The 22,380-nt window shown below is 57.6% G+C and carries 20 protein-coding genes; 5 read left to right on the top strand and 15 right to left on the bottom strand.

The window, feature by feature from the left end:
* The first annotated feature begins 236 nt into the window (after nt 1–236).
* Both xrt and tviB read left to right on the top strand, forming a co-directional pair.
* On the top strand, nt 237–1,853 hold the full coding sequence (gene xrt, locus ACH3PB_RS04525; RefSeq protein ID WP_416398250.1) for an exosortase: 1,617 nt from the start codon (nt 237–239) through the stop codon (nt 1,851–1,853).
* A gap of 129 nt (nt 1,854–1,982) precedes the next feature.
* Nucleotides 1,983–3,254 carry a Vi polysaccharide biosynthesis UDP-N-acetylglucosamine C-6 dehydrogenase TviB gene (gene tviB, locus ACH3PB_RS04520; RefSeq protein WP_416398249.1) on the top strand — a complete coding sequence of 424 codons (1,272 nt, stop codon included), beginning with the start codon at nt 1,983–1,985 and terminating at the stop codon, nt 3,252–3,254.
* Between the two features lie 59 nt (nt 3,255–3,313).
* On the opposite strand, the gene prpD is transcribed toward tviB, so the two are convergent.
* Genes prpD through ACH3PB_RS04500 form a run of 4 tightly spaced genes read right to left on the bottom strand, consistent with a single transcriptional unit; the run spans nt 3,314 to nt 7,597 of the window.
* Nucleotides 3,314–4,798 carry a 2-methylcitrate dehydratase gene (gene prpD / locus ACH3PB_RS04515; protein WP_416398248.1) on the bottom strand — a complete coding sequence of 495 codons (1,485 nt, stop codon included), beginning with the start codon at nt 4,796–4,798 and terminating at the stop codon, nt 3,314–3,316.
* A gap of 44 nt (nt 4,799–4,842) precedes the next feature.
* The gene (gene prpC / locus ACH3PB_RS04510; RefSeq protein WP_416398247.1) at nt 4,843–5,982 is read right to left on the bottom strand and encodes a bifunctional 2-methylcitrate synthase/citrate synthase; all 1,140 of its coding nucleotides are present in this window, start codon (nt 5,980–5,982) and stop codon (nt 4,843–4,845) included.
* Nucleotides 5,983–5,984: 2 nt separating this feature from the next.
* Complete coding sequence (prpB, locus tag ACH3PB_RS04505; RefSeq protein WP_416398246.1) at nt 5,985–6,881, bottom strand: methylisocitrate lyase; 897 nt, start codon at nt 6,879–6,881, stop codon at nt 5,985–5,987.
* Complete coding sequence (locus ACH3PB_RS04500) at nt 6,878–7,597, bottom strand: GntR family transcriptional regulator (RefSeq protein ID WP_416398245.1); 720 nt, start codon at nt 7,595–7,597, stop codon at nt 6,878–6,880. The genes prpB and ACH3PB_RS04500 overlap by 4 nt, the downstream gene beginning before the upstream one ends.
* Nucleotides 7,598–7,870: 273 nt before the next feature.
* Here ACH3PB_RS04500 and ACH3PB_RS04495 point away from each other — a divergent pair, with 273 nt between their 5' ends.
* Nucleotides 7,871–9,988, top strand: a complete 2,118-nt coding sequence (locus ACH3PB_RS04495) for a diguanylate cyclase (protein ID WP_416398243.1) — start codon at nt 7,871–7,873, stop codon at nt 9,986–9,988.
* Here ACH3PB_RS04495 and murB read toward each other — a convergent pair.
* From murB to ACH3PB_RS04450, 9 genes are all read right to left on the bottom strand, one after another.
* The gene (gene murB / locus ACH3PB_RS04490; RefSeq protein WP_416398241.1) at nt 9,957–11,009 is read right to left on the bottom strand and encodes a UDP-N-acetylmuramate dehydrogenase; all 1,053 of its coding nucleotides are present in this window, start codon (nt 11,007–11,009) and stop codon (nt 9,957–9,959) included. The genes ACH3PB_RS04495 and murB overlap by 32 nt on opposite strands.
* Nucleotides 10,993–11,484: a low molecular weight protein-tyrosine-phosphatase gene (locus ACH3PB_RS04485; protein ID WP_416398239.1), complete on the bottom strand. Its 492-nt coding sequence runs from the start codon at nt 11,482–11,484 to the stop codon at nt 10,993–10,995. Before ACH3PB_RS04485 ends, murB begins: the two co-directional genes overlap by 17 nt.
* On the bottom strand, nt 11,481–12,251 hold the full coding sequence (kdsB, locus tag ACH3PB_RS04480; protein ID WP_416398238.1) for a 3-deoxy-manno-octulosonate cytidylyltransferase: 771 nt from the start codon (nt 12,249–12,251) through the stop codon (nt 11,481–11,483). The genes ACH3PB_RS04485 and kdsB overlap by 4 nt, the downstream gene beginning before the upstream one ends.
* The gene (locus ACH3PB_RS04475; RefSeq protein WP_416398236.1) at nt 12,251–12,433 is read right to left on the bottom strand and encodes a Trm112 family protein; all 183 of its coding nucleotides are present in this window, start codon (nt 12,431–12,433) and stop codon (nt 12,251–12,253) included. The genes kdsB and ACH3PB_RS04475 overlap by 1 nt, the downstream gene beginning before the upstream one ends.
* Before the next feature lie 67 nt (nt 12,434–12,500).
* A complete protein-coding gene (gene lpxK, locus ACH3PB_RS04470; protein WP_416398234.1) occupies nt 12,501–13,607 on the bottom strand; it encodes a tetraacyldisaccharide 4'-kinase in 1,107 nt (368 codons plus the stop codon).
* Nucleotides 13,608–13,614: 7 nt separating this feature from the next.
* Entirely contained in the window at nt 13,615–15,468 is a 1,854-nt protein-coding gene (gene msbA, locus ACH3PB_RS04465) for a lipid A export permease/ATP-binding protein MsbA (RefSeq protein ID WP_416398232.1), read from the bottom strand.
* A gap of 47 nt (nt 15,469–15,515) precedes the next feature.
* Nucleotides 15,516–15,974 (bottom strand): ExbD/TolR family protein, encoded by a 459-nt coding sequence (locus ACH3PB_RS04460; protein WP_416398231.1) that lies wholly within the window; start codon nt 15,972–15,974, stop codon nt 15,516–15,518.
* Nucleotides 15,971–16,606 (bottom strand): MotA/TolQ/ExbB proton channel family protein, encoded by a 636-nt coding sequence (locus tag ACH3PB_RS04455; RefSeq protein WP_416398230.1) that lies wholly within the window; start codon nt 16,604–16,606, stop codon nt 15,971–15,973. Before ACH3PB_RS04455 ends, ACH3PB_RS04460 begins: the two co-directional genes overlap by 4 nt.
* 109 nt (nt 16,607–16,715) lie before the next feature.
* Entirely contained in the window at nt 16,716–19,325 is a 2,610-nt protein-coding gene (locus ACH3PB_RS04450) for a DNA internalization-related competence protein ComEC/Rec2 (protein WP_416398229.1), read from the bottom strand.
* Nucleotides 19,326–19,447: 122 nt separating this feature from the next.
* On the opposite strand from ACH3PB_RS04450, the gene ACH3PB_RS04445 reads away from it, so the two are divergent.
* A complete protein-coding gene (locus ACH3PB_RS04445) occupies nt 19,448–19,993 on the top strand; it encodes a DUF2062 domain-containing protein (RefSeq protein WP_416398228.1) in 546 nt (181 codons plus the stop codon).
* Nucleotides 19,990–20,754 (top strand): glycerophosphodiester phosphodiesterase, encoded by a 765-nt coding sequence (locus ACH3PB_RS04440; RefSeq protein WP_416398226.1) that lies wholly within the window; start codon nt 19,990–19,992, stop codon nt 20,752–20,754. The genes ACH3PB_RS04445 and ACH3PB_RS04440 overlap by 4 nt, the downstream gene beginning before the upstream one ends.
* On the opposite strand, the gene sthA is transcribed toward ACH3PB_RS04440, so the two are convergent.
* Nucleotides 20,751–22,145, bottom strand: coding sequence for a Si-specific NAD(P)(+) transhydrogenase (sthA, locus tag ACH3PB_RS04435; protein ID WP_416398224.1), 1,395 nt, complete (start codon nt 22,143–22,145; stop codon nt 20,751–20,753). The genes ACH3PB_RS04440 and sthA overlap by 4 nt on opposite strands.
* Before the next feature lies 1 nt (nt 22,146).
* Entirely contained in the window at nt 22,147–22,329 is a 183-nt protein-coding gene (gene nqrM, locus ACH3PB_RS04430; RefSeq protein WP_416398223.1) for a (Na+)-NQR maturation NqrM, read from the bottom strand.
* Nucleotides 22,330–22,380: the final 51 nt, after the last annotated feature.

The following is a 22,380-nucleotide window of genomic DNA, read 5'->3' as shown; positions in this document are numbered from 1 at the left end:
TGCGCAGCCGTGTGAATCACGCTGCGATACAACATTACAAATGACAGTTTACAAGTGACTGAAAAAACGGCGTTACTCTACCAGAGCGACCCTTGCTTTTCTATCCGGCGAATGCATCCTTTACAATTGTTGACAATTACACATCCGCAACTGGTAAAAATTCAGTATAGCTGGCAATCTGCGCCGCTCCATGACAGTTTTCAGCCAAACGATCTCAATGGTGCAGACAGAACAGCATGAGTAGTCACGATCCAGCGCCGGACTCGCAGTCGGTGCATACAGTAAGCTCAGATGCCTTGCCAAACAGGCGGGTGCCTGACCAGTTCTGGCCAGTGGTCGTCTGGCTTGGCCTCTGCGGTGTGGTTTTCGCCCCAACCTGGACATCCCTGTTCGGCAAATGGGTGGAGCTGGACCAGTCCTACGGGCACGGCTTCCTGGTACTTGCACTCGTGCTATGGCTGGTCGTGCGGGCCCTGCCTGTCAGGCCAGCACCAGGCCTGGCATCTGCAGCACTCACCACCCCGTTTGTCGCATTTGCGGCTACTGGCGCGGCTGCGCTCTGGACCCTGGCCTGGCTCACCGGTGTCGAGTTCGTTCAGCAACTCCTGCTGCCCGCGATCATTTACGGTGGACTGATTCTCATTCTCGGATCCGGCGCACTGTACCGAATGTCCGTCCCGGTTGGCATCCTCTATTTTGCGATGCCGGTCTGGGACTATCTGAACTACCCACTACAGTGGCTGACGACCAAGGCCAGCGAGTTTGCCCTGTGGGCGATCGATATCGAAGCGGAGATATACGGCTTTTTCGTTAAGATTCCCCAGGGCACCTTCGAGATTGCCGGCGGCTGCTCGGGCCTGCGGTACCTGCTGGTGAGCCTGCTGCTGGGCATTCTCTATGCCCATCTCTATCTCGACAACAGACGACAGATCATGAAGTTGATCGTGTCTGCGATTGTGGTTTCTCTCATCACCAACTGGGTGCGGGTTGCTGCCCTCATCGCGATTGGCTACTACACCGATATGCAATCGCCACTGATGCAGGATCATGACAACTTCGGCTGGTACCTCTACGCAGGCGCAATGATTCCATGGTTCTGGTATGCGCGCCGTCTGGAGTCCGACCCGGTCGAAGGACAGCGAGCTGACGCGAGTGCGGGCACGCAGGCAAACTCCGGAACGCCGCCTGCGCGGCGCTGGTTCTGGATCGCCGTGGCAGCGGTCGTCCTGTGCGTTCCAGCAGGCACCCAGCTCATGCATGGGCTGACCAAGAAGCAGAGTGTCTTCGCGCCAATCGTCATGCCGGCGAGCCTCGAGACAGGGCCTGACAGCATGGACTGGAATCGCATCGCGTTCCGCTTTCCGAATGCGCCACGTGCTGACATGAATGGCTATACCCAGAAGTTTGAAGGCAGCTACGTTGCGCTGGAATCGAAGCAGCAGATGACGATCGATATCTATCTGTATTCGCGAGAGGAACACAGGGCCGAGCTGATCCAGTACAATAATGCATTGTTCGACGGTCGGCTGTGGCGTCCGCTCGATACCTACGCCGCAGAGCTGCCAGGCTATCAGTGGCTGGAGCTGGAGCACAGGGGCTCCGCTGAGCGGTCGGCGGTGCTGTATAGCTATATGATCGGCGGCTCGTTCTTCACCGGCGGCGTGTCGGCGAAGATCGGCCAGCTCGAGAGTCTGTTCCTCAAGGGACGCAGCGACGCTGCCCTGCTCTACACTTCCGCGCCTTGCGAGCGTGAAGATTGCAGTACAGCCAAAGCCGCCTTGCAGGCCTTGATGACCTCGCAGGCTGGCGACATCGAATCAGCTATTTACAAGGCCTATAAAGATTCACATTGATTTCGCTTTGACACGCGGCCGGGGAAGCTATACTCAGTGCAGACTCGGCAGTCGGCGGATACTCAGGCAGGGACTGGCTGACCATAATTTTCTCGAGCGCACCTCGAGCATTCGGAGGAAGGATCTACTGTGCAGGATAATGTTCATATCGGGATCGTAGGACTTGGCTACGTCGGCTTACCGTTGGCGGTCGAGTTCGGCAAGAAGTATCCCACGCTGGGCTTCGACATCAACAAGCGCCGAATTCAGGAGCTGCGGGGAGGCGAAGACCATACGCTTGAAGTTGAACCAGAACTGCTGGCCGCTGCCGACAAGCTCGATTACAGCGCTGAAGTTGCTGACCTCAAGCGCTGCAATATCTTCATCGTGACCGTACCTACGCCGATCGATGCGTTCAAGACGCCTGACCTGAGCCCGCTACGCAGTGCCAGCCGGATGATCGGCAGCGTGCTGAAGCAGGGCGACATCGTGATCTATGAATCCACGGTGTATCCAGGCGCGACCGAGGAAGTCTGCATTCCAATACTCGAGGAAGTCTCGGGACTGGTGTTCAACACGGATTTCTATGCTGGTTACAGTCCTGAGCGGATCAATCCAGGCGATAAGGAACACCGTGTGACCAATATTCTGAAGGTCACTTCGGGCAGCACACCTGAAATTGCTGACAAAGTGGACGCGCTGTATGCCTCGATCATCACGGCAGGTACCCACAAGGCCAGCAGCATCAAGGTGGCTGAAGCTGCAAAAGTTATCGAGAATACACAACGCGATGTCAACATTGCACTGATCAACGAGCTGTCGCAGATCTTCGAGAAGCTTGGCATTGACACCCTCGAAGTGCTCGAGGCGGCAGGTACGAAGTGGAACTTCCTGCCTTTCAGGCCTGGCTTGGTCGGCGGCCACTGTATCGGTGTAGATCCGTATTACCTGACCTACAAATCACAGGCCGTAGGGCATCATCCCGAGATGATCCTTTCGGGTCGACGTATCAATGACGGTATGGGTCGGGGTGTGGTGGAACGTGTGGTCCGCCTGATGACGCAGAAGCGCATCCAGGTCGGCGGCTGCAAGGTGCTCATCATGGGCCTGACCTTCAAGGAAAACTGTCCTGACATTCGAAACACCAAGGTCATCGACCTGATTTCGGCGTTCAAGGATTACAATGCCACTGTCGATGTGTTCGACCCCTGGGCGAGTCCTGCCGAGGCTGAACATGAGTACGGCCTGCAACTGGTGCATGAGCCAAAGGCCGGAGAGTACGACGCGATCGTGCTGGCCGTTGGTCACAAGCAGTTTGTACAGCTTGGGGCTGAACGCATTCACTCGTTCGGCAAGGCTGAGCATATACTGTTCGATGTGAAGTACGTGCTGCCGCGATCTGAAGTGGACGGCCGGCTCTAAGTCCGGCTCATCCTCAAGCGTCGTCTGAAGGATCAGACGACGGTTCAGTCCAGTTTTTCTCAGACTACGAACAGGTCCATGAACTCGTTGACCGGTGTGTTTTCCAGCGTGTCCTGATCCTTGCACAGCGCGAAGATCTGATCACAGCGGAAGGCCGGGAAACGGGTCGCCAGGTTGTTGCGGAACTTGTCTTCCAGCAGCGGGATACCCTGCTCTCTCCGACGACGATGCCCAATCGGGTACTCGACTTCGACCTTGTCGGTTGAAGTGCCATCCTTGAAGAAGACCTGAATGGCGTTAGCAATGGAGCGCTTTTCTGGCTCGTGATACTCCACGCTGTAACGCTTGTCTTCCATCACCACCATCTTCTCTCTCAGCTCATCGATGATCGGATTGCTGCTGTGGAAGCTGTCCTCGTAGTGCTCGGCTACAAGATTGCCAAAGGCCAGTGGCACGGCTGTCATGTACTGCAGACAATGATCGCGGTCTGCGGCGTTGGCCAGGGCGCCAACCTTTGAAATGATGCGGATGGCTGATTCGTGGGTAGTCAGCTCGATGCGCTCGATCTCATGCAGGCGATTCTTGACCTCAGGATGCAGCGTAACAGCAGCTTCGGCAGCGGTCTGGGCGTGAAATTCTGCAGGGAAGCTGATCTTGAACAGCACGTTCTCCATGACATAGCTGCCGTAGTCACGCTGGAAGCTGAAGCGTCGCTTGTCGGCGTCCTTCATCTTCTGGTCAGCGTTGGTCTTGCTGAAGGAGACGTCGTAGAAGCCCCACTGCTTGGCAGTCAGTACGCCAGGTATACCCATCTCACCACGCATGGTGATGTCGGCCAGGCGCACGGCGCGTGAAGTGGCGTCGCCTGCTGCCCATGACTTGCGTGAACCCGCGTTTGGCGCGTGGCGATAGGTACGCAGTGCCGAACCATCGACCCAGGCCTGTGAAACGGCAGCCATGATACGCTCACGGTTTCCGCCCATCAGCTTGGCCACGACAGCAGTCGATGCCACACGAACCAGTATCACGTGGTCGAGACCAACGCGGTTGAAGCTGTTGTCCAGTGCCAGTACGCCCTGGATTTCGTGAGCCATGATCATGGCTTCGAGCACAGCCTTCATCGTCAGCGGCGCCTTGCCTGCAGCGACCTGCTTCTGCGACAGGTGATCGGCTACGGCGAGGATGCCACCGAGGTTATCGGACGGGTGGCCCCACTCGGCGGCGAGCCAGGTATCGTTGTAATCCAGCCAGCGGATGATACAGCCAATGTCCCAGGCGGCCTTGACCGGATCCAGCCTGAACTGGGTGCCGGGTACTCGCGCACCATTGGGCACGACCGTGCCTTCAACAATAGGACCGAGGTGCTTGGTGCACTCAGGAAAGCGCAGGGCCAGCAGACCACAGCCGAGGGTATCCATCAGGCAGTTACGGGCGGTGTCCCAGGCTTCGCTGGAATCGATATCGAAGTTCAGCACATAGTCGGCTATGGCCTGTATGGCGTCGTCGTAATCCGGGCGATCGTTGAGATCGACATTTGCATTCATTGTTTAGCTCCTCAAGTGTTTCAACGAAATTAATAACGAAGATTTTAGCGGTCGGCCAGATCGACCCATTCAGCTGATTCCGGGCCTGTGTACTCCGCCGATGGACGGATGATTCGATTGTTTGCACGTTGTTCTTTCACGTGTGCAGTCCAGCCACTCACGCGCGACATGACGAAGATAGGCGTAAACAGCTTGGTTGGGATGCCCATGAAGTGATAGGCGCTGGCGTGAAAGAAGTCGGCATTGCAGAACAGCTTCTTCTCGCGCCACATCACTTCTTCGCAGCGAACAGAGATATCGTAGAGACGCTCGTCGCCGGCATCCTTGGCCAGCTTTTCTGACCAGCGCTTGATGATGGCGTTACGCGGATCGCATTCGCTATAAACGGCATGACCAAAGCCCATGATCTTGTCCTTGCGCGCCAGCATCTGCATCAGGCCTTCTTCAGCGTGATCAGGCGACTGGAAGCTCTCGATCAGTTCCATGGCCGCTTCGTTGGCGCCGCCATGCAGTGGCCCGCGTAGTGTGCCTATCGCGCCGGTGACGCAGGAATGAATATCCGACAGGGTCGATGCGCAGACCCGGGCGGTAAAGGTCGAGGCATTGAACTCATGTTCGGCGTACAGGATCAGTGAAGCATCCAGCACACGCTCGAACAGCGCTGACGGCGGCTTGTCGTGCAGCAGCGTCAGGAAGTGGCCAGCGATGGAGTCTGCTGACTCAGCCGCCGGGTCGACTTGAATGCCATCGTGGCTGTAGCGATACCAGTAGCAGATGATGCTTGGCAGCAGCGCGAGCAGACGATCGATGCGTTGGTCCTGCTCATCAAAACTCTGTTCGGTTTCCAGGTTGCCCAGCATGGAACAACCGGTTCGCATCACGTCCATAGGGTGCGAATCGGCGGGTATCTGTTCGAGCACGGCCTTCAGTGCTTCGGGCAGTTTTCTCATGCTCTTGAGCTTGGCCTTGTAAGCGCTCAGTTGAGTCCGGTTCGGCAAGTGCCCACGTAGCAGCAGATAAGCCACTTCCTCAAAAGTGGCCTTCTCCGCGAGCGTTTCAATATCGAAACCTCTATACGTCAGGCCATGACCTGCCTTGCCTACCGTCGAAAGTGCCGTCTGCCCCGCTACCTGGCCCCGCAGACCCGCGCCACCCAGTTTCTTTTCAGCCTGCTTTTCAGCCATCTTCAGTCTCCGCTCTTGTTGAACAGCGCATCGAGCTTCTGCTCGAAGGCGTGGTAATTCAGAAAGTCGTAGAGTTCCATTCTTGTTTGCATGCTGTCGACAACCGCTTTCTGGTCGCCATCTTGGAGCAGGTGCTCATACACGTTTAGTGCAGCCTTGTTCATTGCCCTGAAGGCGCTGAGTGGGTAGAGCACAATTGAAACGCCCACCTCTGCCAGTTCGGCCTTGTTATACAGCGGCGTCTGGCCAAATTCGGTAATGTTGGCCAGAACCGGCACATCCAGCGCCGATGTAAAGGCCTTGTAGTCGTCGAGTGCATTGACCGCCTCGGCGAAGATACCGTCAGCACCAGCTTCGACGAAGGCATGCGAACGATCGATCGCTGCCTGCAGGCCCTCATTGGAAAAGGCATCCGTTCGCGCCATGATGAAGAAATCTGGATCAACCCTGGCATCGACGGCTGCCTTGATACGGTCGCACATTTCAGCTGTGGTCACGATGGCCTTGTTGGGACGATGTCCGCAGCGCTTCTGCGCAACTTGATCTTCGATATGTATGGCAGCCGCACCAGCTCGCTCCATCTCTCGAATGCTTCTGGCGATATTGAAAGCGCCGCCCCAGCCGGTATCGATATCCACCAACAGCGGCAGTGCTGATGCTGCGGTGATACGACGAACGTCTTCGATCACGTCGTTGAGGCTGGTCATGCCCAGATCAGGCAAGCCGTAGGAGGCATTCGCGACGCCGGCGCCGGAGAGGTAGATGGCCTTGTGGCCTACCCGCTCGGCGAGCATGGCGCAGTAGGCATTCACAGTGCCGACCACCTGCAGCGGTGACTCGGAAGCGATGGCCTGCCGAAAACGCTGGCCTGGGCTGATGGTATGCGAGGTATCGTTCATGGTTGTGAGCTCCTGTTCTGTAGCAGCGTAGTAGCGCTGAGCCTGGTAAGCAGATTGTTTCTGGCTGCTGAAATGTGCCGACGCATCAGCAGCTCGGCCAGATCCGGGTCGCGCTCATCAAGCGCATCGAGCACCCGCATATGTTCCTTGAGCGCCCGTTCCGGACGGCCCCGCAGCGTACTGAGACGATAGCGGTACAGCCGCAGCAGATGGTAGAGGTCACCCGTCAGCTGCCGTGCGAGCTGTTCATTCTTGCAGCCAGCAATTATTCGGTAGTGAAAGTCGAAATCGCCTTCGCGCTGATAATATTCCAGACCGCCTTCGCGCCGAATCTCGTCAGCATGTTGTTCAAGCAGTTCGCGAAGACTGCGTAACTCTTCATCAGTCATGGCCGTGGCCGCAAGCCGGCAGGCCATGCCTTCGAGCGCTTCACGGACGAGATAGAGCTCGTCGAGCTGCTGTGCGGACAGTGAAATGATTTTTGCACCGGCATGTGGGCGGCGCACGATCAGCCCGCGCGCCTGGAGACGTTGCATGGCTTCACGAACGGGCGCCCGGCCTAATGCAAAGCGCGTCATGAGGTCTGCCTCACTGACCCGCGTGCCGGTCTCGATATCCCCACGAATGATTGCCGTCTGCAACAGATCGAATGCTTGCTCGCCCAAGGTTGCCTGGCCGGCTTGTGGCGTGGGCTCTGTAGGCTCTATTGAATACAAGATTCCTCCATAAACACGAAAAGCTGGGGTTTTCCGGCTTGTTTACGCGTAATCGGAGGTGAATTGTATACAATTCAGCGTGTCGATGATAGCAGAATGCGTATGATTCCAGCAGCGGCAATTCAGCTCAGCCGCCAGGGCTAAATTCCAGGCGTCGTCTAGACTTGATGGTATGAACCTACCTCAATCGGCGACCATCGCTTGCATCAACTAAGCTCTGCTGCCCGAGCCAATCATGGTGCCTGCACATTTCGGCCGCTGACGAGCTTGCAGATGGTCTGGGTTCTGCTGATTTGGCTGTGGGTGCTGAGTGGGCAGGCGGAGGCGAATGACCGCAGGCACGGGCAGCCAGAAGCGATCAACCAGCTGCCGCTGATTCCAGGACTGATGATGTTTCGTGATGCCAGCGCCGAGCTGCGCCTGGAAGACGTTCTGGCGCCCGAGCGTCTGTCACAGTGGGAACGGATGGACGAGATTCCCAATCTCGGCCTGACCACAGATCATGTCTGGCTGGCCTTTGGCCTCGAATGGTCTGCAGGGGTAGCGGTCAGGCGATGGATCCTGCAGATTCAGGCCCCCCTGCTCGATCGCATCGATGTCTATCGTATCCATGAGCCGGCCGAATCGGGTGCCTCGCGGGCCAGCCCTTCAGTGATCGACAGTGCGCGTGGACGCGGTGGCCCCGAGCGCCAGATCGATGTCATTCTTGCCGAGGCACCGAACACAGCCACAAGTTTTGCGTTCTCCAATATCGAAACGGAGCCGCCACCACAGCTGCGCTGGAATCTGAGCCAAGTGAGTTCATTGCTTGAGCAGGCGGAAACCTTACAGCTAAGGCATTACACAGTCGGTGCCAGCCTCCCCTTCGACCTTCGCTTGATTCGGGACAACAATTTCAGTTTCCTGCTCCTGCCCGATGAAGGTGCCACCGACTGGGTGATCATGCGGGTCCAGAGCCGGCAGAGCATGCGGGTGCCCATGCGCCTGACCTCGGAAAATCTGTACGTGGCCGATGTCGCCAGCACCAATCTCATCCAGGGCAGCTTCTTTGGCCTGATGGCCATCATGATCCTGACCAGTATTGCGGTCTTCGTTGCCATCAAGGATCGGGCGTACATCTATTACAGCATCTTTGTTCTCTCCACCGTAATGTTCATTTTCATCAGTAAAGGCTACGCCTACCAGTTTCTCTGGCCAGACAGTGCCGACTGGAACCAGCGCGCCTTTGTGCTCGACCTGATACTCGGCGCGGGTATCAGCGTCATGTTCACCCGAGCGTTCCTCCGGCTGCCTGAACACTTGCCGCGTTTCGACGTGGTTTTGCGGATACTGGCCTGGCTCTGGGTGCTGCTTGGCATCTACTGCCTGTTTGGTGACTACAGCACTGCGCTGCTGCTGACGAGCATCATTCTGCCGCCGGGTGGAACATTGCTCTTCATTGCCGGCCTCATACAGGTACGCAGGGGTTATTTCGAAGCGATGTTCTATGTTGCCGGTTGGTCGGCCCTGATTTCCGGCGCCGTCGTGTTTATGCTACTTGAGATGGGCCTGATTCCAGCGAACGCGATGACCCTGCATGCGTTCCAGGTAGGCATTGCTTTTGAGGCACTTATCCTGTCGATAGCTCTGGCGTTCCGGCTGCAGATGCAGTGGCAGAGGCGAGCTGCAGCTGAACGCGAAGCACTCGCAAGACTGAACCAGTCGCAACTTCAAACCATCGAGGCGCAGAAACAGACGCGGGTGGAGCTCGAACTTCACGTTCGCGAGCGGACACAGGCCCTTGAGCAGACGATGGCTGAACTGGCCGACGCCAATCGGGAGCTGAAACTGTTGAGTACCACCGATGAGCTAACCGGGCTGAGCAATCGGCGGTCGATCAATGCGACGCTGCAGCGGGAATGGAGTCGCGGCGAACGTCAGGGCACCGCATTGTCAGTATTATTGCTGGACCTGGATCACTTCAAGGCCGTCAATGATGAGTATGGCCATCCCTTCGGCGATCAGGCCCTGCGCGAGGTGGCGAAACTTCTGACCAGTGTAGTGCAGCGACCGTCCGATCTGGTCGGGCGCTGGGGCGGTGAAGAATTCATGATTCTGCTGGCGGATGCCACCGGCCCTGCAGCTGTGACCATTGCCGAACGAATCCGTCAACTTATCGCAAGGACTGTGGTGCGGCATGAGGCGATCACTATCAACATAAGCGTGAGCATTGGCGTTGCCGCCACGATTCCGGGCAACACCGGCACCGGCTACAGCACACCGGACCTGCTAGTTGATGCCGCGGACCGAGCCCTGTATCGGGCCAAACTGAATGGACGAAATCGAGTAGAGCTCATGGACGAACATGGCATTGCGCCAATCAGTACTGATCAGGCTCGATCTCAAGATTGACGGCGAAATGTCTGGCGATATCCTGCTGAATACGGCTGGCGAAGTCGAGTACCGCTGCACCCCTGCAACGGCCAGGATTCACCAGCACGAGCGCCTGCCGGTGGTGCAGACCCACGCCGCCCGAGACACTGCCCTTATGGCCTGCCCGGTCTATCAGCCAACCTGCTGCGAGCTTCACCTGCCCGCCTGCGAGCGGATAACCGACGATACCCGGCCAGCGCATCTGCAAATCTTCGAAACGTTGTGCGTCGACGATTGGATTCTTGAAGAAGCTCCCCGAGTTAGGCGTGACCGCAGGATCCGGCAGCTTGTAGCGCCTCAGCGCTGCAACCACCCGGGCGAGCCGCTGCGCCTCGTCAGTGATCTGTAGTTCACTTTCATTTAGCCAATCCGACTGCGCCGCCCAGGCCGCGGCCAGTTCAGGGTAAGCGAGATTCAGGCGCGCCTGTGTTCGAAGCTGCAGATCCAGCGACAGGATGATCCATTGCCTGCCCTCCGGCCCCTTGAAATAGCTGTCGCGGTAAGCGAATCGGCATTCATCTGCTGAAAATGATCTGCTCTCACCACTCTGCCTGTGCATCGCCCGCACGGCGGTGACGAACTCGCCAATTTCGACGCCATAGGCGCCGATGTTCTGTATCGGCGCTGCACCGCAACTGCCGGGGATCAGTGCAAGATTCTCAAGGCCATAACACTTGTGCTCGAGCGTTCGCTCAACGAAGCCATGCCAGTTCTCCCCGGCGGCGACGGTAACGTTGCCATCACCCCGAAAGCGGATGCCCTTCATCTGCAGGTGCAATACAACCGGGTAGCGCGACTGTGTCAGCACCACATTGCTCCCGCCACCGAGTATCAGCGCCGGCTGCAAGCCAGAGGCCTGAAGGCTGGCGAGCTCCTCACGCAGCTGCTCGGGCGTAGTGACCTCGATGAAGCGTTCCGCAATCGCTGGAATCGACAGCGTATTGAAGCCTGCAAGATTGAACCCAGCGACCCCGGGGGCCGTGTCAGCCTCTGTCTTCAAGAGCCTGGCGTCTGACTTCGAGTCGCTCCAGCAGGCCCGCGCAGGCATCCTCGAGATTGTCGAGCATGCGATCGAAGCCCTGATCATCACCGTAGTATGGATCGTCGATTGCGCGCACGTCGGGATTTCTGGCGTAATCCGATAGTTTGGATATCTTGCCGAGGCTCTGGCTCGGACAGATATTCATGACGTCTTCGAAGTTTTGATCGTCCATGACGACAATGGCATCAAAGGCCTGGAAATCCTCGGCCGAAAGTTGTCTGGCGCGCAGTTCCGAAAGGTCGAGTTCACGTTTACCAGCAGCTTCGATGGCCCGAGGGTCGGGCGCCTTGCCGACATGCCAGTCACCCGTACCTGCCGAATCCAGCCGGTAGTGCTGCTGCAGGCCCTGCTTCTGGACAAGCCCGCGGAATACCGCTTCAGCAGAGGGCGATCTGCATATATTGCCCAGGCAAACAAACAATATGTTCATCATGCTTCGGTCGCTCCGGCGGCCTGCTTGAGCAACTTCAGTACATGTTCGACATCCGCCTGCGTATCGATTCCAGGACCTAATGTCTGATGGGTGACATCGACGCGTATACGCACGCCGTGCCACAGCGCACGCAGCTGCTCTAACGCTTCGATATCCTCGAGGTCGGTGCGCACCCACCCCACATACTCCCGCAGGAAACGTGCGCGATAGGCATAGATGCCGAGATGCCGCAGCCCGTAATAGGCACCCGCTTCAGGCGTGGCGCCGTCCCTTCGAAATGGAATCGGTGCACGTGAAAAGTAGAGTGCGCGGCTATCGCCATCCAGTACAACCTTGACGGCATTCGGGTTTTCGAATTCTGCCCGGGTGGTAATTGGCGTAGCCAGTGTCGACATCTGGGTCAGATCATCATGCAGCAGGACGGCGGCCACCTCATCGATAAGATCGGATGGCAATAGCGGTTCATCGCCCTGAACGTTGACCACACAGTCGTCCGGCGCCAGCTCCAGCAGGTCCACGCACTCAGCAAGACGCTCCGAGCCCGAGCTGTGCTCGGCACTGGTCATCAGCACTTTTCCGCCGAAGGCAGACACGGCTTCCGCGACCTGCACGCTGTCAGTTGCTACGTACACAGCCGTTGCACCGCTTGCGCTGGCCTGTTCATAGACGCGCTGTATCATGGTCTTGCCGGCGAGATCGATCAGCGGTTTACCCGGCAGACGGGTGCTGGCGAAACGTGCCGGAATGATGACGATGAAGCCCGGCATCAGCTCAGTCTCTCGTCGGTCGTCAGGGTGCGGGCTTCGCTTTCGAGCATCACCGGTACGCCATCCCGAATCGGAAAGGCAAGGCCGTCGGGCCGACAGATGAGCTCCTGCTTCTCACGATCGAACTTGAGATCACCCTTGCACAGTGGGCAGGCGAGAATACTGAGTAATTTTTTATCCACGATGACTGAACTCCGTTTATCGAAAACGAGGACAGCGCGTCAATGCGCTGCTTCTGCTGGCTCTACTTTACCGTATTCCTGGCGCTTCGACACCGAGTAGATGTCTTACGACGTGCTGGTAGAATTGGTCCGGAAGTGTGGCCGTGACGCCAAGCACCCAGCACGTTTCGTCAAATGTCGACAGGAGCTTGCGGCATTTCACGGCGTCCTTCTCGGTCATGACCAGAGGACCTTGCAGACCACTGAAATCATCCACCGTAAAGTCGTGGTGATCAGGAAACGGCTTTTCTATCACCTTATATCCGAGAGCGCGGAGGGTATCGAAGAATCGCTTCGGATTGCCAATCCCGGCTACAGCGGTAAGCGTTTTGCCCGGCTGCGGCAGCGGCTGCGATTGCACAGCGCCGGCAGGCTGCCCGGGTGCAGAGACTTGTAGCGGCCTGAGGGGCTGTGGAACCAGGGTCATGGCCCAGCTGTGCTTCCCGTCAAACCCTGTACTACCGCGTAAGGCGACAGCAGATTCAGGCTCGGCCCCTCCGACGACAGCACCGTGGTTGATCACTACGGCATCGATCTCTGAAAGTCTTGAAGGCGGTTCCCGTAAGGGGCCGGCAGGCAGGCAATATCCATTGCCAAGGCCGCGTTTCGCATCGATAACGACGAGTTCGAAGTCGCGTGAAAGCGCGTAATGCTGTAACCCGTCGTCGCTGATCACAAGATCACAGGAATGATTTTTCAGCAATTCGCGGCGCGCGCGCGGCCGGTCCGGATCCACGAAGACGGGAACGCCTGTAGCGCGATGAATCAGCAGAGGCTCGTCACCAACCTCAGCAGCCAACGGATGCGAGGCCACATCGAGCGGGTATTCGCCAGTAGTCGGTTTGCCGCCATAGCCACGACTGATTACGCCAACCCGATATCCGTCAGCCTTGAGGCGCTGGATGAGCGCAATAACGAGCGGCGTCTTACCAGTACCGCCCACGCTGAGGTTACCGACGATAAGCGTAGGCACCTGCGACGCCTCAGCGGATGCCGTCAGTCGCCGCCGACGGCGGCTGGCAATGCTGTTAAACAACCAGGAGAGTGGTACAAGCAGCAGGAGAACCAGTCGCTGCAGCGGGGAGAGAGGCTCATTTGCTGCAGGATACCAGATTTGCTCCAGCCAGCTGGTCATGGGGCACTCAATCGTTGCTGTCCGGACTCTGCGCGGACGAAGGACTTGCCGGCTCTTCCGCTTGCTCTACTGTCTCACTCGAACGATCGTTGACCTGCTGACTGTGCAACATGGCGTAGGCGCCCTGCTTCGCCAACAGCTCTTCATGCGTCCCTTGCTCGACGATCCGGCCATCATTCATGACCACAATCAGGTCTGCCTGTTCGATGGTGGAGAGCCTATGGGCGACCAGGATGACTGTCCTGCCTTTCATCAGGCGTTCGAGTGCATCCTGAATGGCTCGCTCAGAGACGGTGTCCAGCGCCGAGGTCGCCTCGTCGAGTACGAGCACCGGTGCATTTTTCAGCAGTGCACGGGCGATTGCGATTCGTTGACGCTGTCCACCGGACAGACGCTTGCCATCATCACCGAGGCTGGTATCGAAGCCTTCAGGCAAGGCTTCTATGAACTCCAGTGCGTTGGCGTCCTTGGCTGCCTGCCGCACCGCTTCTCTGGACACATCGCCCAGATCACCGTAGGCAATGTTGTTGTGCACAGTGTCGTTAAACAGAATGGTCTGCTGTGTTACCAGAGCGATCTGCTGACGAAGGCTGCGGAGCGTGTAATTCTGCAGTGGGAGGCCGTCGAGCAGAATCTGCCCAGGCTCACAGTCGTAGAAGCGCGGCAGCAAGCTACTGAGCGTTGACTTGCCACTACCTGATGCACCGACGAGCGCGATGGTCTGCCCGGCCTTGATCGAGAGTGAGACGTCCCTCAACACGGGCTCGTCCTGACCAGGATACGTGAAGGTCAGATGACTGATCTCGATGTCACCCCGAACCCGTTCCGCCACATGGGTGCCGGTATCGGCTTCACGCGGCTCGTCGATCAGCATGAATACATCTTGGGCCGCAGAAATACCCCGTTGTATCACAGCATTCACACTGGTCAGTTGCCTCACCGGCTTTGCACAGGTGACCGCAGCAGTGAGGAACGCAACGATTGCACCCGTAGACATATCCTGCAGAATCGCCGGATCCAGCACGACCCAGACCAGGACTGCGATACACAAGGAGATAATGATCTGAATGATGGGTGTAGACACCGCCTGCGTCAGCGCCATTTTCAGCGACTGACGAACATTGTTCTTGCTGACCTTGGTAAACCTGGCAACTTCGCGATCTTCGCCACCGAAGGTCCGTACCACCTGATAGCCGCCTATCAGCTCACCGGTCACGTGATTGACATCGCCCATCGATAGCTGGATCTGTTTGCTCAAACGATGAAAGCGTCGCGTGACGACCCGGATAACCAGCGCGATGATCGGTCCGGCTATGAGAAAGATAAGCGTCAGGCGCCAGTTCTCGTACAGCATGTAGATGAGCAAGCCCACCACAGTCAGCCCTTCGCGCAGGATGAGCGTCACCGCATTGGTGGCGGCGAACGTCACCTGCTCGATGTTGTAGGTGAATTTCGCCAGCAGATGGCCTGCACTATTTCGGTCAAAGAACGTTGCGGGCAGCCTGATCAGATTCTGGAAGAGCTTCTGCCGCATGTCGTGAACAATGCCCCGCGACACATTGGCCATGAAGTACTGGCCCATGAATGCGCCAAGGCCGCGCAGCATGAACAGGGCCACGATAAGACCAGACACCAACAGGCGGTTGGTCTCGGTCGGGTTCTCGATGCTGTTGATGATGTACTTCAGGCCGGGCGCCATGAGCGCGCTGGCCGTGGCATAAATGACGTTGCCGATAATGGCGAGAATGAACCACTTCTTGAGCGTTTTGACATACCCGAGAATTCGTCGGTACACCTGCCAGCTCGGGTATTCATCGGCATCGGACGACAGGCCTTCCAGGTTACTTTGTCTATCGGCCACTACGGGTCCACCTGGCAACACTACGGATTACGAAAATGCTGATGACCTTACTGAGCATCAGCACCGCCATCGACCCCAGCTGCGTCATCTTCTGGCGCCTGCGCTGCAGTGGTGATACTCAGCTTTGAGAAGCCGAGCTGACCGGCAGCGTCCATTGCCCTTACCACGAACTCGTGCGGCGTCTGGGCATCTGCCGTGATGATGAATGGCAGGGACGAATTACCTTCCGAGAGCTGCTCGACCGCCCGCTTCAGCGTGTTGAGCTGACTGTTGACCAGAAGCCGGTCATTGACCCGGTACTTGCCCTGGGGATCGATAACCACTTCGAGCTGTGTGGTTTCGGCAGCAACCGGATCGCTGGACGCCTTCGGCAGATCGATCTGAAGCCTCGACTCCTTGGTGAAGGTCGTCGATACCATGAAAAAGATCAGCAGCAGAAAGACAATGTCGATTAGCGGAGTCAGGTTGACCGACAGCTCTTCCTTGTGTTGACGCTTGAACTTCACAGCGGGCCGGTCCCCTCTTCGTTCACCTCACGCTCACCGTGGACGACTTCGACCAGCTTCAGCGAACGCTGCTCGAGCTCGACGACGATTTCATCGACCCGACGCTGAAAGTAGCGATGCGCAACAAGCGCCGGAATGGCAACAGTCAGGCCAACCGCTGTAGTGATCAGTGCTTTAGATATACCGCCGGCAAGTGCCTGAGTATTACCGGCTCCGGCAATCTGGATCTCGGCGAATACTTCGATCATGCCGATGACCGTACCGAGCAAACCCAGCAATGGCGCTACAGCAGCTACCGTACCCAGCGCCGTGAGAAACTGCTCGAGGTCGTGAACGACATGGCTCGCTTCTTCCTCGATGCTTTCTTTCATGATCTCGCGGCCATGTTTGGCGTTGAGCAGACCGGTTGAGAGCAGACGGCCGATTGGCGCCTTGTCTCTGAGGTCCTTGAGGTAGCGTGTAGTGAGCTGCTTGTTCTTGAGCTTGCCCAGCACATCGTTAATCACTTCCTGAGGCACGATCTTGCTGTGGCGAAGCGTCCAGAAGCGCTCGAGGATGATCGCGAAGGCAATTATTGAGCAGAGCAGGATGGGTATCATGATGAACCCGCCAGCCATGAGCATTTCCAGCACTGTTTTCTCCCGTTCGTAATTCAGCTGCCGATTATTCGGCGGTCACTCTAGCATAAGTAAGGCTTTGGAAGCATAGACTAATCTCTGCGCACAGGCCTGGTAAGCCTCCTTACAGGGGATCGGTGAACTCATAGTAACCCTGAGTCCCGGTATTCCAGATCTCCACACCGCGGCGGGTAAGCCAATCTATAGGCTGTGAATGCGGATGGCCAAAGCGATTATTGGCCCCTGCTGGCACGATCGCCTGCTCAGGCGTCACTGCGCTTATGAAAGCGGGCAGAAAGCTCGAACGGCTGCCGTGGTGGGGCAGCACCAGTATATCGACATCCAGCAGGCTGCCCGGACGCTGCGCTGCATTATAGTGCCGGACCATCGCCTGCAGCGCTGGCTTCTCGATATCGCCTGTGAGCATGATGGTTTTCCCGGAGGGCGTGGTTACCCGGAGCACACAGGACAGATCGTTGCCTGCGAACCTCGCCCCCTCCGCCGGGCTGAGTGGCCACAACGTCTCGACACGATATCCTCTGGAGCTGAAGCCCCGACCCGCCAGACACTGAGTGAAGTGCACCAGACCGGCTTGTGGGTTGGCAGGGTTTGGCCGCTCTGCGTGATCGATCGCCAGGATGCGGTTGAGCTTGTCCGGTTCACCGCTGACCAGTCTCGACACATCCAGATGCTGCAACAAGACATCCGTGCCGCCTGCATGGTCGTGATCGGCGTGACTCACGACGAGGTAGTCCAGAGTCGGGCGCGCGTTCAAAGGGGCTTCATCTTCAGTTCCCCGCGTCCGCTGCGTCAGGTAAGGCAGGATCTGATCGGCAGCCGGATTGAAGGGCCGTCCACCACCGCCAGGAATTAATCGACCGCCACTGAAGCCGCTACTGATGGGAAAAACCGGCCCGGTATCAAACAGGAGCGTTGTCTCACCATCGTCCAACAAGGCCGCATGCCCCTGCCCTACATCAAAGACGATAAAGCGGAATACTTCTGCCTCTGCAGGCACCGGGCTGCGGGTGGTGGCGGTGACCATGCCAGTCAGGAGTAGAAGCTTGCTCGCATGCAGCCATGGCGAGAATGGCATATGCCAGCACCAGAGCGTCGGCACCGACAGCAGCAGCAAGAGCCCAAGCGCGCCAGGCGATAGCGGCTCCGTCGTAAACACGGGAAAGTGCTCACCGCTATTGACGATGACCCAGAATGCATCGAACAGCGTGTCAGTGAGATCGATAAGCAGCGGCACCAGGGGCCAGCTTCCAGCCCAGACCTTGCTGAGCAGGGCCAGGAAACCGACAGGCACTAGTAGTAGTGTGACCAGTGGTATGGCAACCAGGTTTGTTATCAGGCCGGCCAGACTGACCTGCTGAAAGAATACGGCCAACAGCACACTCAGTGTCGCAAAAAGCTGCCATTGCACCCGCCAGAATGCGCCCAGCCAGGCCTTGAGCGCTTGCCATTGCTGCTGTAGCCGCTGACGGCGTTTCGTCGGCAACGACACCTCAGCCGGTGCTGGCCCTAGCCGGAGACGTCCAGACATCACAAGTGCGATGACAGCCACCGCCCCGAACGACAGCCAGAAGCCGGCGCTGATAAAGGCGAAGGGGTCAAAAAACAGGCAGGCGGTGAGCGTGATCAGCCAGTAATCGGTGACCGGAATTCGCCGCCGCTGTAGTGTCAAGGCGATGAAGAGCAGCGCCATGATCGTCGCGCGCAGCACCGGCACTGCGTAATCTACCAGCCAGAGGTAGCCGAGAAGACTGAGCACCGTGCCCAGATAGACCGGCACACGCCAGGCTGGAAGCTTGAAGAGCCTGGCTGCCAGCCTTAGCGTTATTGTAACGAAGCCTGCCATCAACCCGACGTGCAGCCCGGAAATCACCATGAGATGAGACAGACCCGATACGGACAAGGCGTCACGCTGCTGATAGCTGAAGCCGGTTCGATCGCCCAGAAACAGGGCATGATAGCTTTCGAGATGGCGCGAATCCGCCACCGTGGCCATGAGCGCCTGCCGAGCTTCGGCCCGTAGGCGCTGCGATACCCTCGCCGGCAGCGACGAATCTGGCTGCGCAGTCAATAGCTTCGCTCGCACAGGTCCGCCCTGGCTCAGCGCCCTGTAGCGCTCGACTCGCAGCTCCAGCGCACTTTTAACCGGCAGCGCTCGTTTGTCTGTTAGCAGATCGATCTGCAGCTGATAAGGCTGGCCGGGCTGCGGTCTGGCGCAGCCGCTGCATTCGAGCAGGATACGACGGCCCTCAAGTAAGCTGACGGAAGGGCTGCGCTCGACGTCGAAACAAATCCGCACTACTCGGGGGCGTTTCATGGTAGTTCCGGCAATGAGCTTACGTTCGCTGTCGAAATCCAGCGCGCAGAAGTACCCGGCAACAGCAAGACGACCTCCGGCAGCCAATTGCTCCACCGCGCCGTCGGTCATGGCCATAGCGCTATAAGGCTGTAGGCGAAGGCCGCCATGCAAGGCACCGGTACCGGTACCGAGCGCAATCAGGAGCAGAAACACCAGCCGCGATAGCTTGAGAGCACCCGGCAGACGCCTGTGAGCGGTAGATCGGCAGCGCCTGGCCAGCAGGCGATACCCCAGGAGGGCAAGTAAACTGAGAAACGCGGGCAGCATCGCCCACTGCGGCGCCTGACCGACCAGCTCTGGTGCGCATACAAACACCAGAACGAAGGCAGCCAGATGCAGCACTATCCATGTGCGCATATCGAACATCCTGTTCGTAAAACTTGTGCATTCGCTGCTATTCTAAATTGAAAGTCGCTGCTATGGTATCGGCCAGCAACACCGGCTCTCAAAATCACTGTCATTCGAAATCATCGCAGACCATGCCCAAGAAGCTCATCAAGAAATGGATGCCGAGTCCGGAGAAGATCCAGTCGAACAAGTCGCTCCATTTTCTGGGCGATGTGCTGCATGATCCGAACCTCTGGCATATCAACCGCCGCTCAGTATCCCGTGCGTTTCTCAATGGGCTGTTCTGGGCCTTCATTCCCATGCCAGCCCAGATGGCGTTTGCAGGCTTCGTGTCCATCTGGCTGCGCAGCAATCTGCCTCTGTCGTGCGCCCTCGTCTGGATCAGCAATCCACTGACCATGCCGCCGCTGTTCTATGCCAACTATGTCATTGGCGCCTGGCTGCTGGGCATGGAACCGCAACCCTTCGCTTTCGAGCCGACCATGGACTGGTTTCTCAACAAGCTCGGTGATATCGGCGCGCCGCTCTATCTAGGGTCTTTCGTTGTTGCCGTCGTGGCCAGTGTAGGCGGGTACTTTGCTATTGACCTGCTGTGGCGCCGGGCCATCGCCCAAAGCTGGAAAGCGAGACGACAGCGACGCAAGGCTGAACCCCAGGACGAAACGGAGCGCCCATGACACAGAGCACACCGATACTGATTGGCCATCGCGGAGCGAGAGGCGAAGCGCCGGAAAATACCTTGCAGGGTTTCGAATGGGCCTGGCGAAACGGCATCCACAGCTTCGAGTTCGACCTGCAGCTCTCTTCCGATAATGAAATCTATATTCTTCATGACGAGGACCTTGCCAGAACCTGCGGCGTCAGCGGGCGAGCTGCTGACAGAACCCTGGCTGAACTGGTGACGCTGGATGCCCGGAAGGTGGGGCCGCCATGGCCGGTGGAGTGCCATATTCCTGCCCTGAAGGATGTGCTCGACCTACTCTTACAAGCGCCTGACTCTGTCGAGCAGGTGCAGTTGGAGGTTAAATCGACCGACACAAACACCTTGATGCGGCTGTGTGATCAGCTGACCACCATGCTCGGTGAACTCCCGCCGAACCTGCTCGAAAAGTGTGTGGTCACCAGCTTTCATCCACTGGTACCGCAATTAGTGCAGAAGGCAGGCGTGAAGGGGTTACGGCAGGGACTGGCGGTCGAAGTCGAGAAAGTCCTGCAAGCCCTCCTGAAGACGCCATCGCCCCCATACGATATTGTTGCCCTGAATCATCAGATGGTCAGTCGCGAAGTGGTGGATCAGCTACGGGCGAAAGGCCTGGCAGTTTCCACCTGGACGGTAAACGCCAGTCAGGACTGGCAACGCGTCTGTGACGCCGGCGTAGACTCCGTCATCACAGACTATCCGCTGCGAATGCAGCAGATTCTGCAGGATCGCTTCTAGAAAATCCGGTTCAGGCCATTGAGCGCCGCCACGCGATACGCTTCAGCCATGGTGGGATAATTGAAGGTCGTGTTGATGAAGTAGTCGAGGGTGTTCAGCTCTCCCGGCTGACTCATGATGGCCTGACCGATGTGGACGATCTCCGAGGCCTGGTCGCCGAAGCAGTGAATACCCAGCAACTGCTTCGTTTCGCGATGGAACAAAATTTTCAGCATACCAACCGTATCCCCGGTGATCTGCGCCCGTGCCAGGTGCTTGAAGAAGGCTTGCCCGACTTCATAAGGGACACGTTGGGCGGTCAGCTCGGCTTCTGTCTTACCGACTGAACTGATTTCGGGGATTGTATAGATACCAGTCGGGACGTCGTCGACAAAGCGGAAATAGGCATCCGAAACCAGATCCGAGGCTGCCGACCGACCCTGATCATAAGCGGCACTGGCCAGGGAGGGATATCCGATGACATCACCTACGGCGTAAATGTGAGGGACTTCCGTTCGGTAATGGTCATCCACCTTGAGCTGACCTCTGGAGTTACACTCGAGACCAACGTTTTCCAGCCCAAGCTTCTCCGTGTTGCCCGAGCGGCCGTTGCACCAGAGAAACGCATCGGCACGAATCTTCTTGCCGGATTTCATGGTGAGAATGACGCCGGTTTCGTTACCTTCGACTGACTCGTACTCCTCATTGTGGCGCATCAGCACGCCGTTATCGCGCAGGTGGTAACTCAGCGCGTCGGAGATTTCATCGTCGAGAAAACTCAGCAGCTTTGAGCCGGGATTGATCAGGTCGACCTTGACGCCGAGCCCCACGAAAATCGACGCATATTCCGACCCGATGACGCCAGCACCATAGATGATGAGCGTACGTGGCGTATGGCCAAGCTTGAGAATGCTGTCGCTGCAGTAGATGCGGCGATGATTGAAATCGATATCCGGCGGCTGATAAGGGCGAGAGCCCGTCGCAATGACGATTTCCTTGGCGACAAGCACATCATTGGCCGTGCCGGCACCACGCACCTCGATGCGATGCTCGTCCAACAGGAAGGCTTTGCCATGATACAGATCTACCCGGTTACGGGCGTAGAAACCGGTTCTGAGCTTGACCTGTTTGGCAATGACGCGTTCAGCGTCCTTGAGCACGCGTGGAAAAGAGAACCACCGCGGCTCACCAATATCCCTGAACATGGGATTGGTATTGAACTGAATAATCTGTCTGACATTATGACGTAGAGCCTTCGACGGAATGGTGCCGCGATGGGCACAGTTACCGCCGACCTGCTTCTTGTCTTCGATGACGGCGACACGACGACCGTGCTTTGCCGCGCTCATGGCAGCGCCCTCGCCCGCAGGCCCGGCGCCTATGACGACTACGTCATAAGTATGCTCTGCCATCTCAGGCGTTTTCCTTCTCGCAGCGGTTCTTGTTGCCACCGCAGACATCGCATTCTGTTTCCATACCCAGGGCGCTCATGCCGCCGCAGCTACCGGTAATGGGCTTGCGGCCGAGCAATACACCTACCGACATCAATGCCATCAGTACAAGCATAGCGCCGAGAACGATCAGAAAAGTTTGCATGTGTTCCTCCTAAGACTGAGTGCCTAGCGACCTGTCTGGTTAATCTGCCTA

This window comes from Allohahella sp. A8 (assembly GCF_047946665.1).
Taxonomy (GTDB): domain Bacteria; phylum Pseudomonadota; class Gammaproteobacteria; order Pseudomonadales; family Oleiphilaceae; genus Allohahella.
Note: the sequence above shows the minus strand (reverse complement) of the source record. Positions and strands in the feature narration are given on the sequence as shown.

Excerpts from the sequence above, each read along its gene's own strand:
- prpD (WP_416398248.1), bottom strand. The coding sequence starts at position 4,798 with ATGAATGCAAATGTCGATCTCAACGATCGCCCGGATTACGACGACGCC.
- sthA (WP_416398224.1), bottom strand. The coding sequence starts at position 22,145 with ATGGCAGAGCATACTTATGACGTAGTCGTCATAGGCGCCGGGCCTGCG.
- prpB (WP_416398246.1), bottom strand. The coding sequence starts at position 6,881 with ATGAACGATACCTCGCATACCATCAGCCCAGGCCAGCGTTTTCGGCAG.
- prpC (WP_416398247.1), bottom strand. The coding sequence starts at position 5,982 with ATGGCTGAAAAGCAGGCTGAAAAGAAACTGGGTGGCGCGGGTCTGCGG.
- ACH3PB_RS04485 (WP_416398239.1), bottom strand. The coding sequence starts at position 11,484 with ATGATGAACATATTGTTTGTTTGCCTGGGCAATATATGCAGATCGCCC.
- ACH3PB_RS04445 (WP_416398228.1), top strand. The coding sequence starts at position 19,448 with ATGCCCAAGAAGCTCATCAAGAAATGGATGCCGAGTCCGGAGAAGATC.
- lpxK (WP_416398234.1), bottom strand. The coding sequence starts at position 13,607 with ATGACCAGCTGGCTGGAGCAAATCTGGTATCCTGCAGCAAATGAGCCT.
- kdsB (WP_416398238.1), bottom strand. The coding sequence starts at position 12,251 with ATGCCGGGCTTCATCGTCATCATTCCGGCACGTTTCGCCAGCACCCGT.
- nqrM (WP_416398223.1), bottom strand. The coding sequence starts at position 22,329 with ATGCAAACTTTTCTGATCGTTCTCGGCGCTATGCTTGTACTGATGGCA.
- ACH3PB_RS04440 (WP_416398226.1), top strand. The coding sequence starts at position 19,990 with ATGACACAGAGCACACCGATACTGATTGGCCATCGCGGAGCGAGAGGC.
- ACH3PB_RS04495 (WP_416398243.1), top strand. The coding sequence starts at position 7,871 with ATGGTCTGGGTTCTGCTGATTTGGCTGTGGGTGCTGAGTGGGCAGGCG.
- ACH3PB_RS04450 (WP_416398229.1), bottom strand. The coding sequence starts at position 19,325 with ATGCGCACATGGATAGTGCTGCATCTGGCTGCCTTCGTTCTGGTGTTT.
- xrt (WP_416398250.1), top strand. The coding sequence starts at position 237 with ATGAGTAGTCACGATCCAGCGCCGGACTCGCAGTCGGTGCATACAGTA.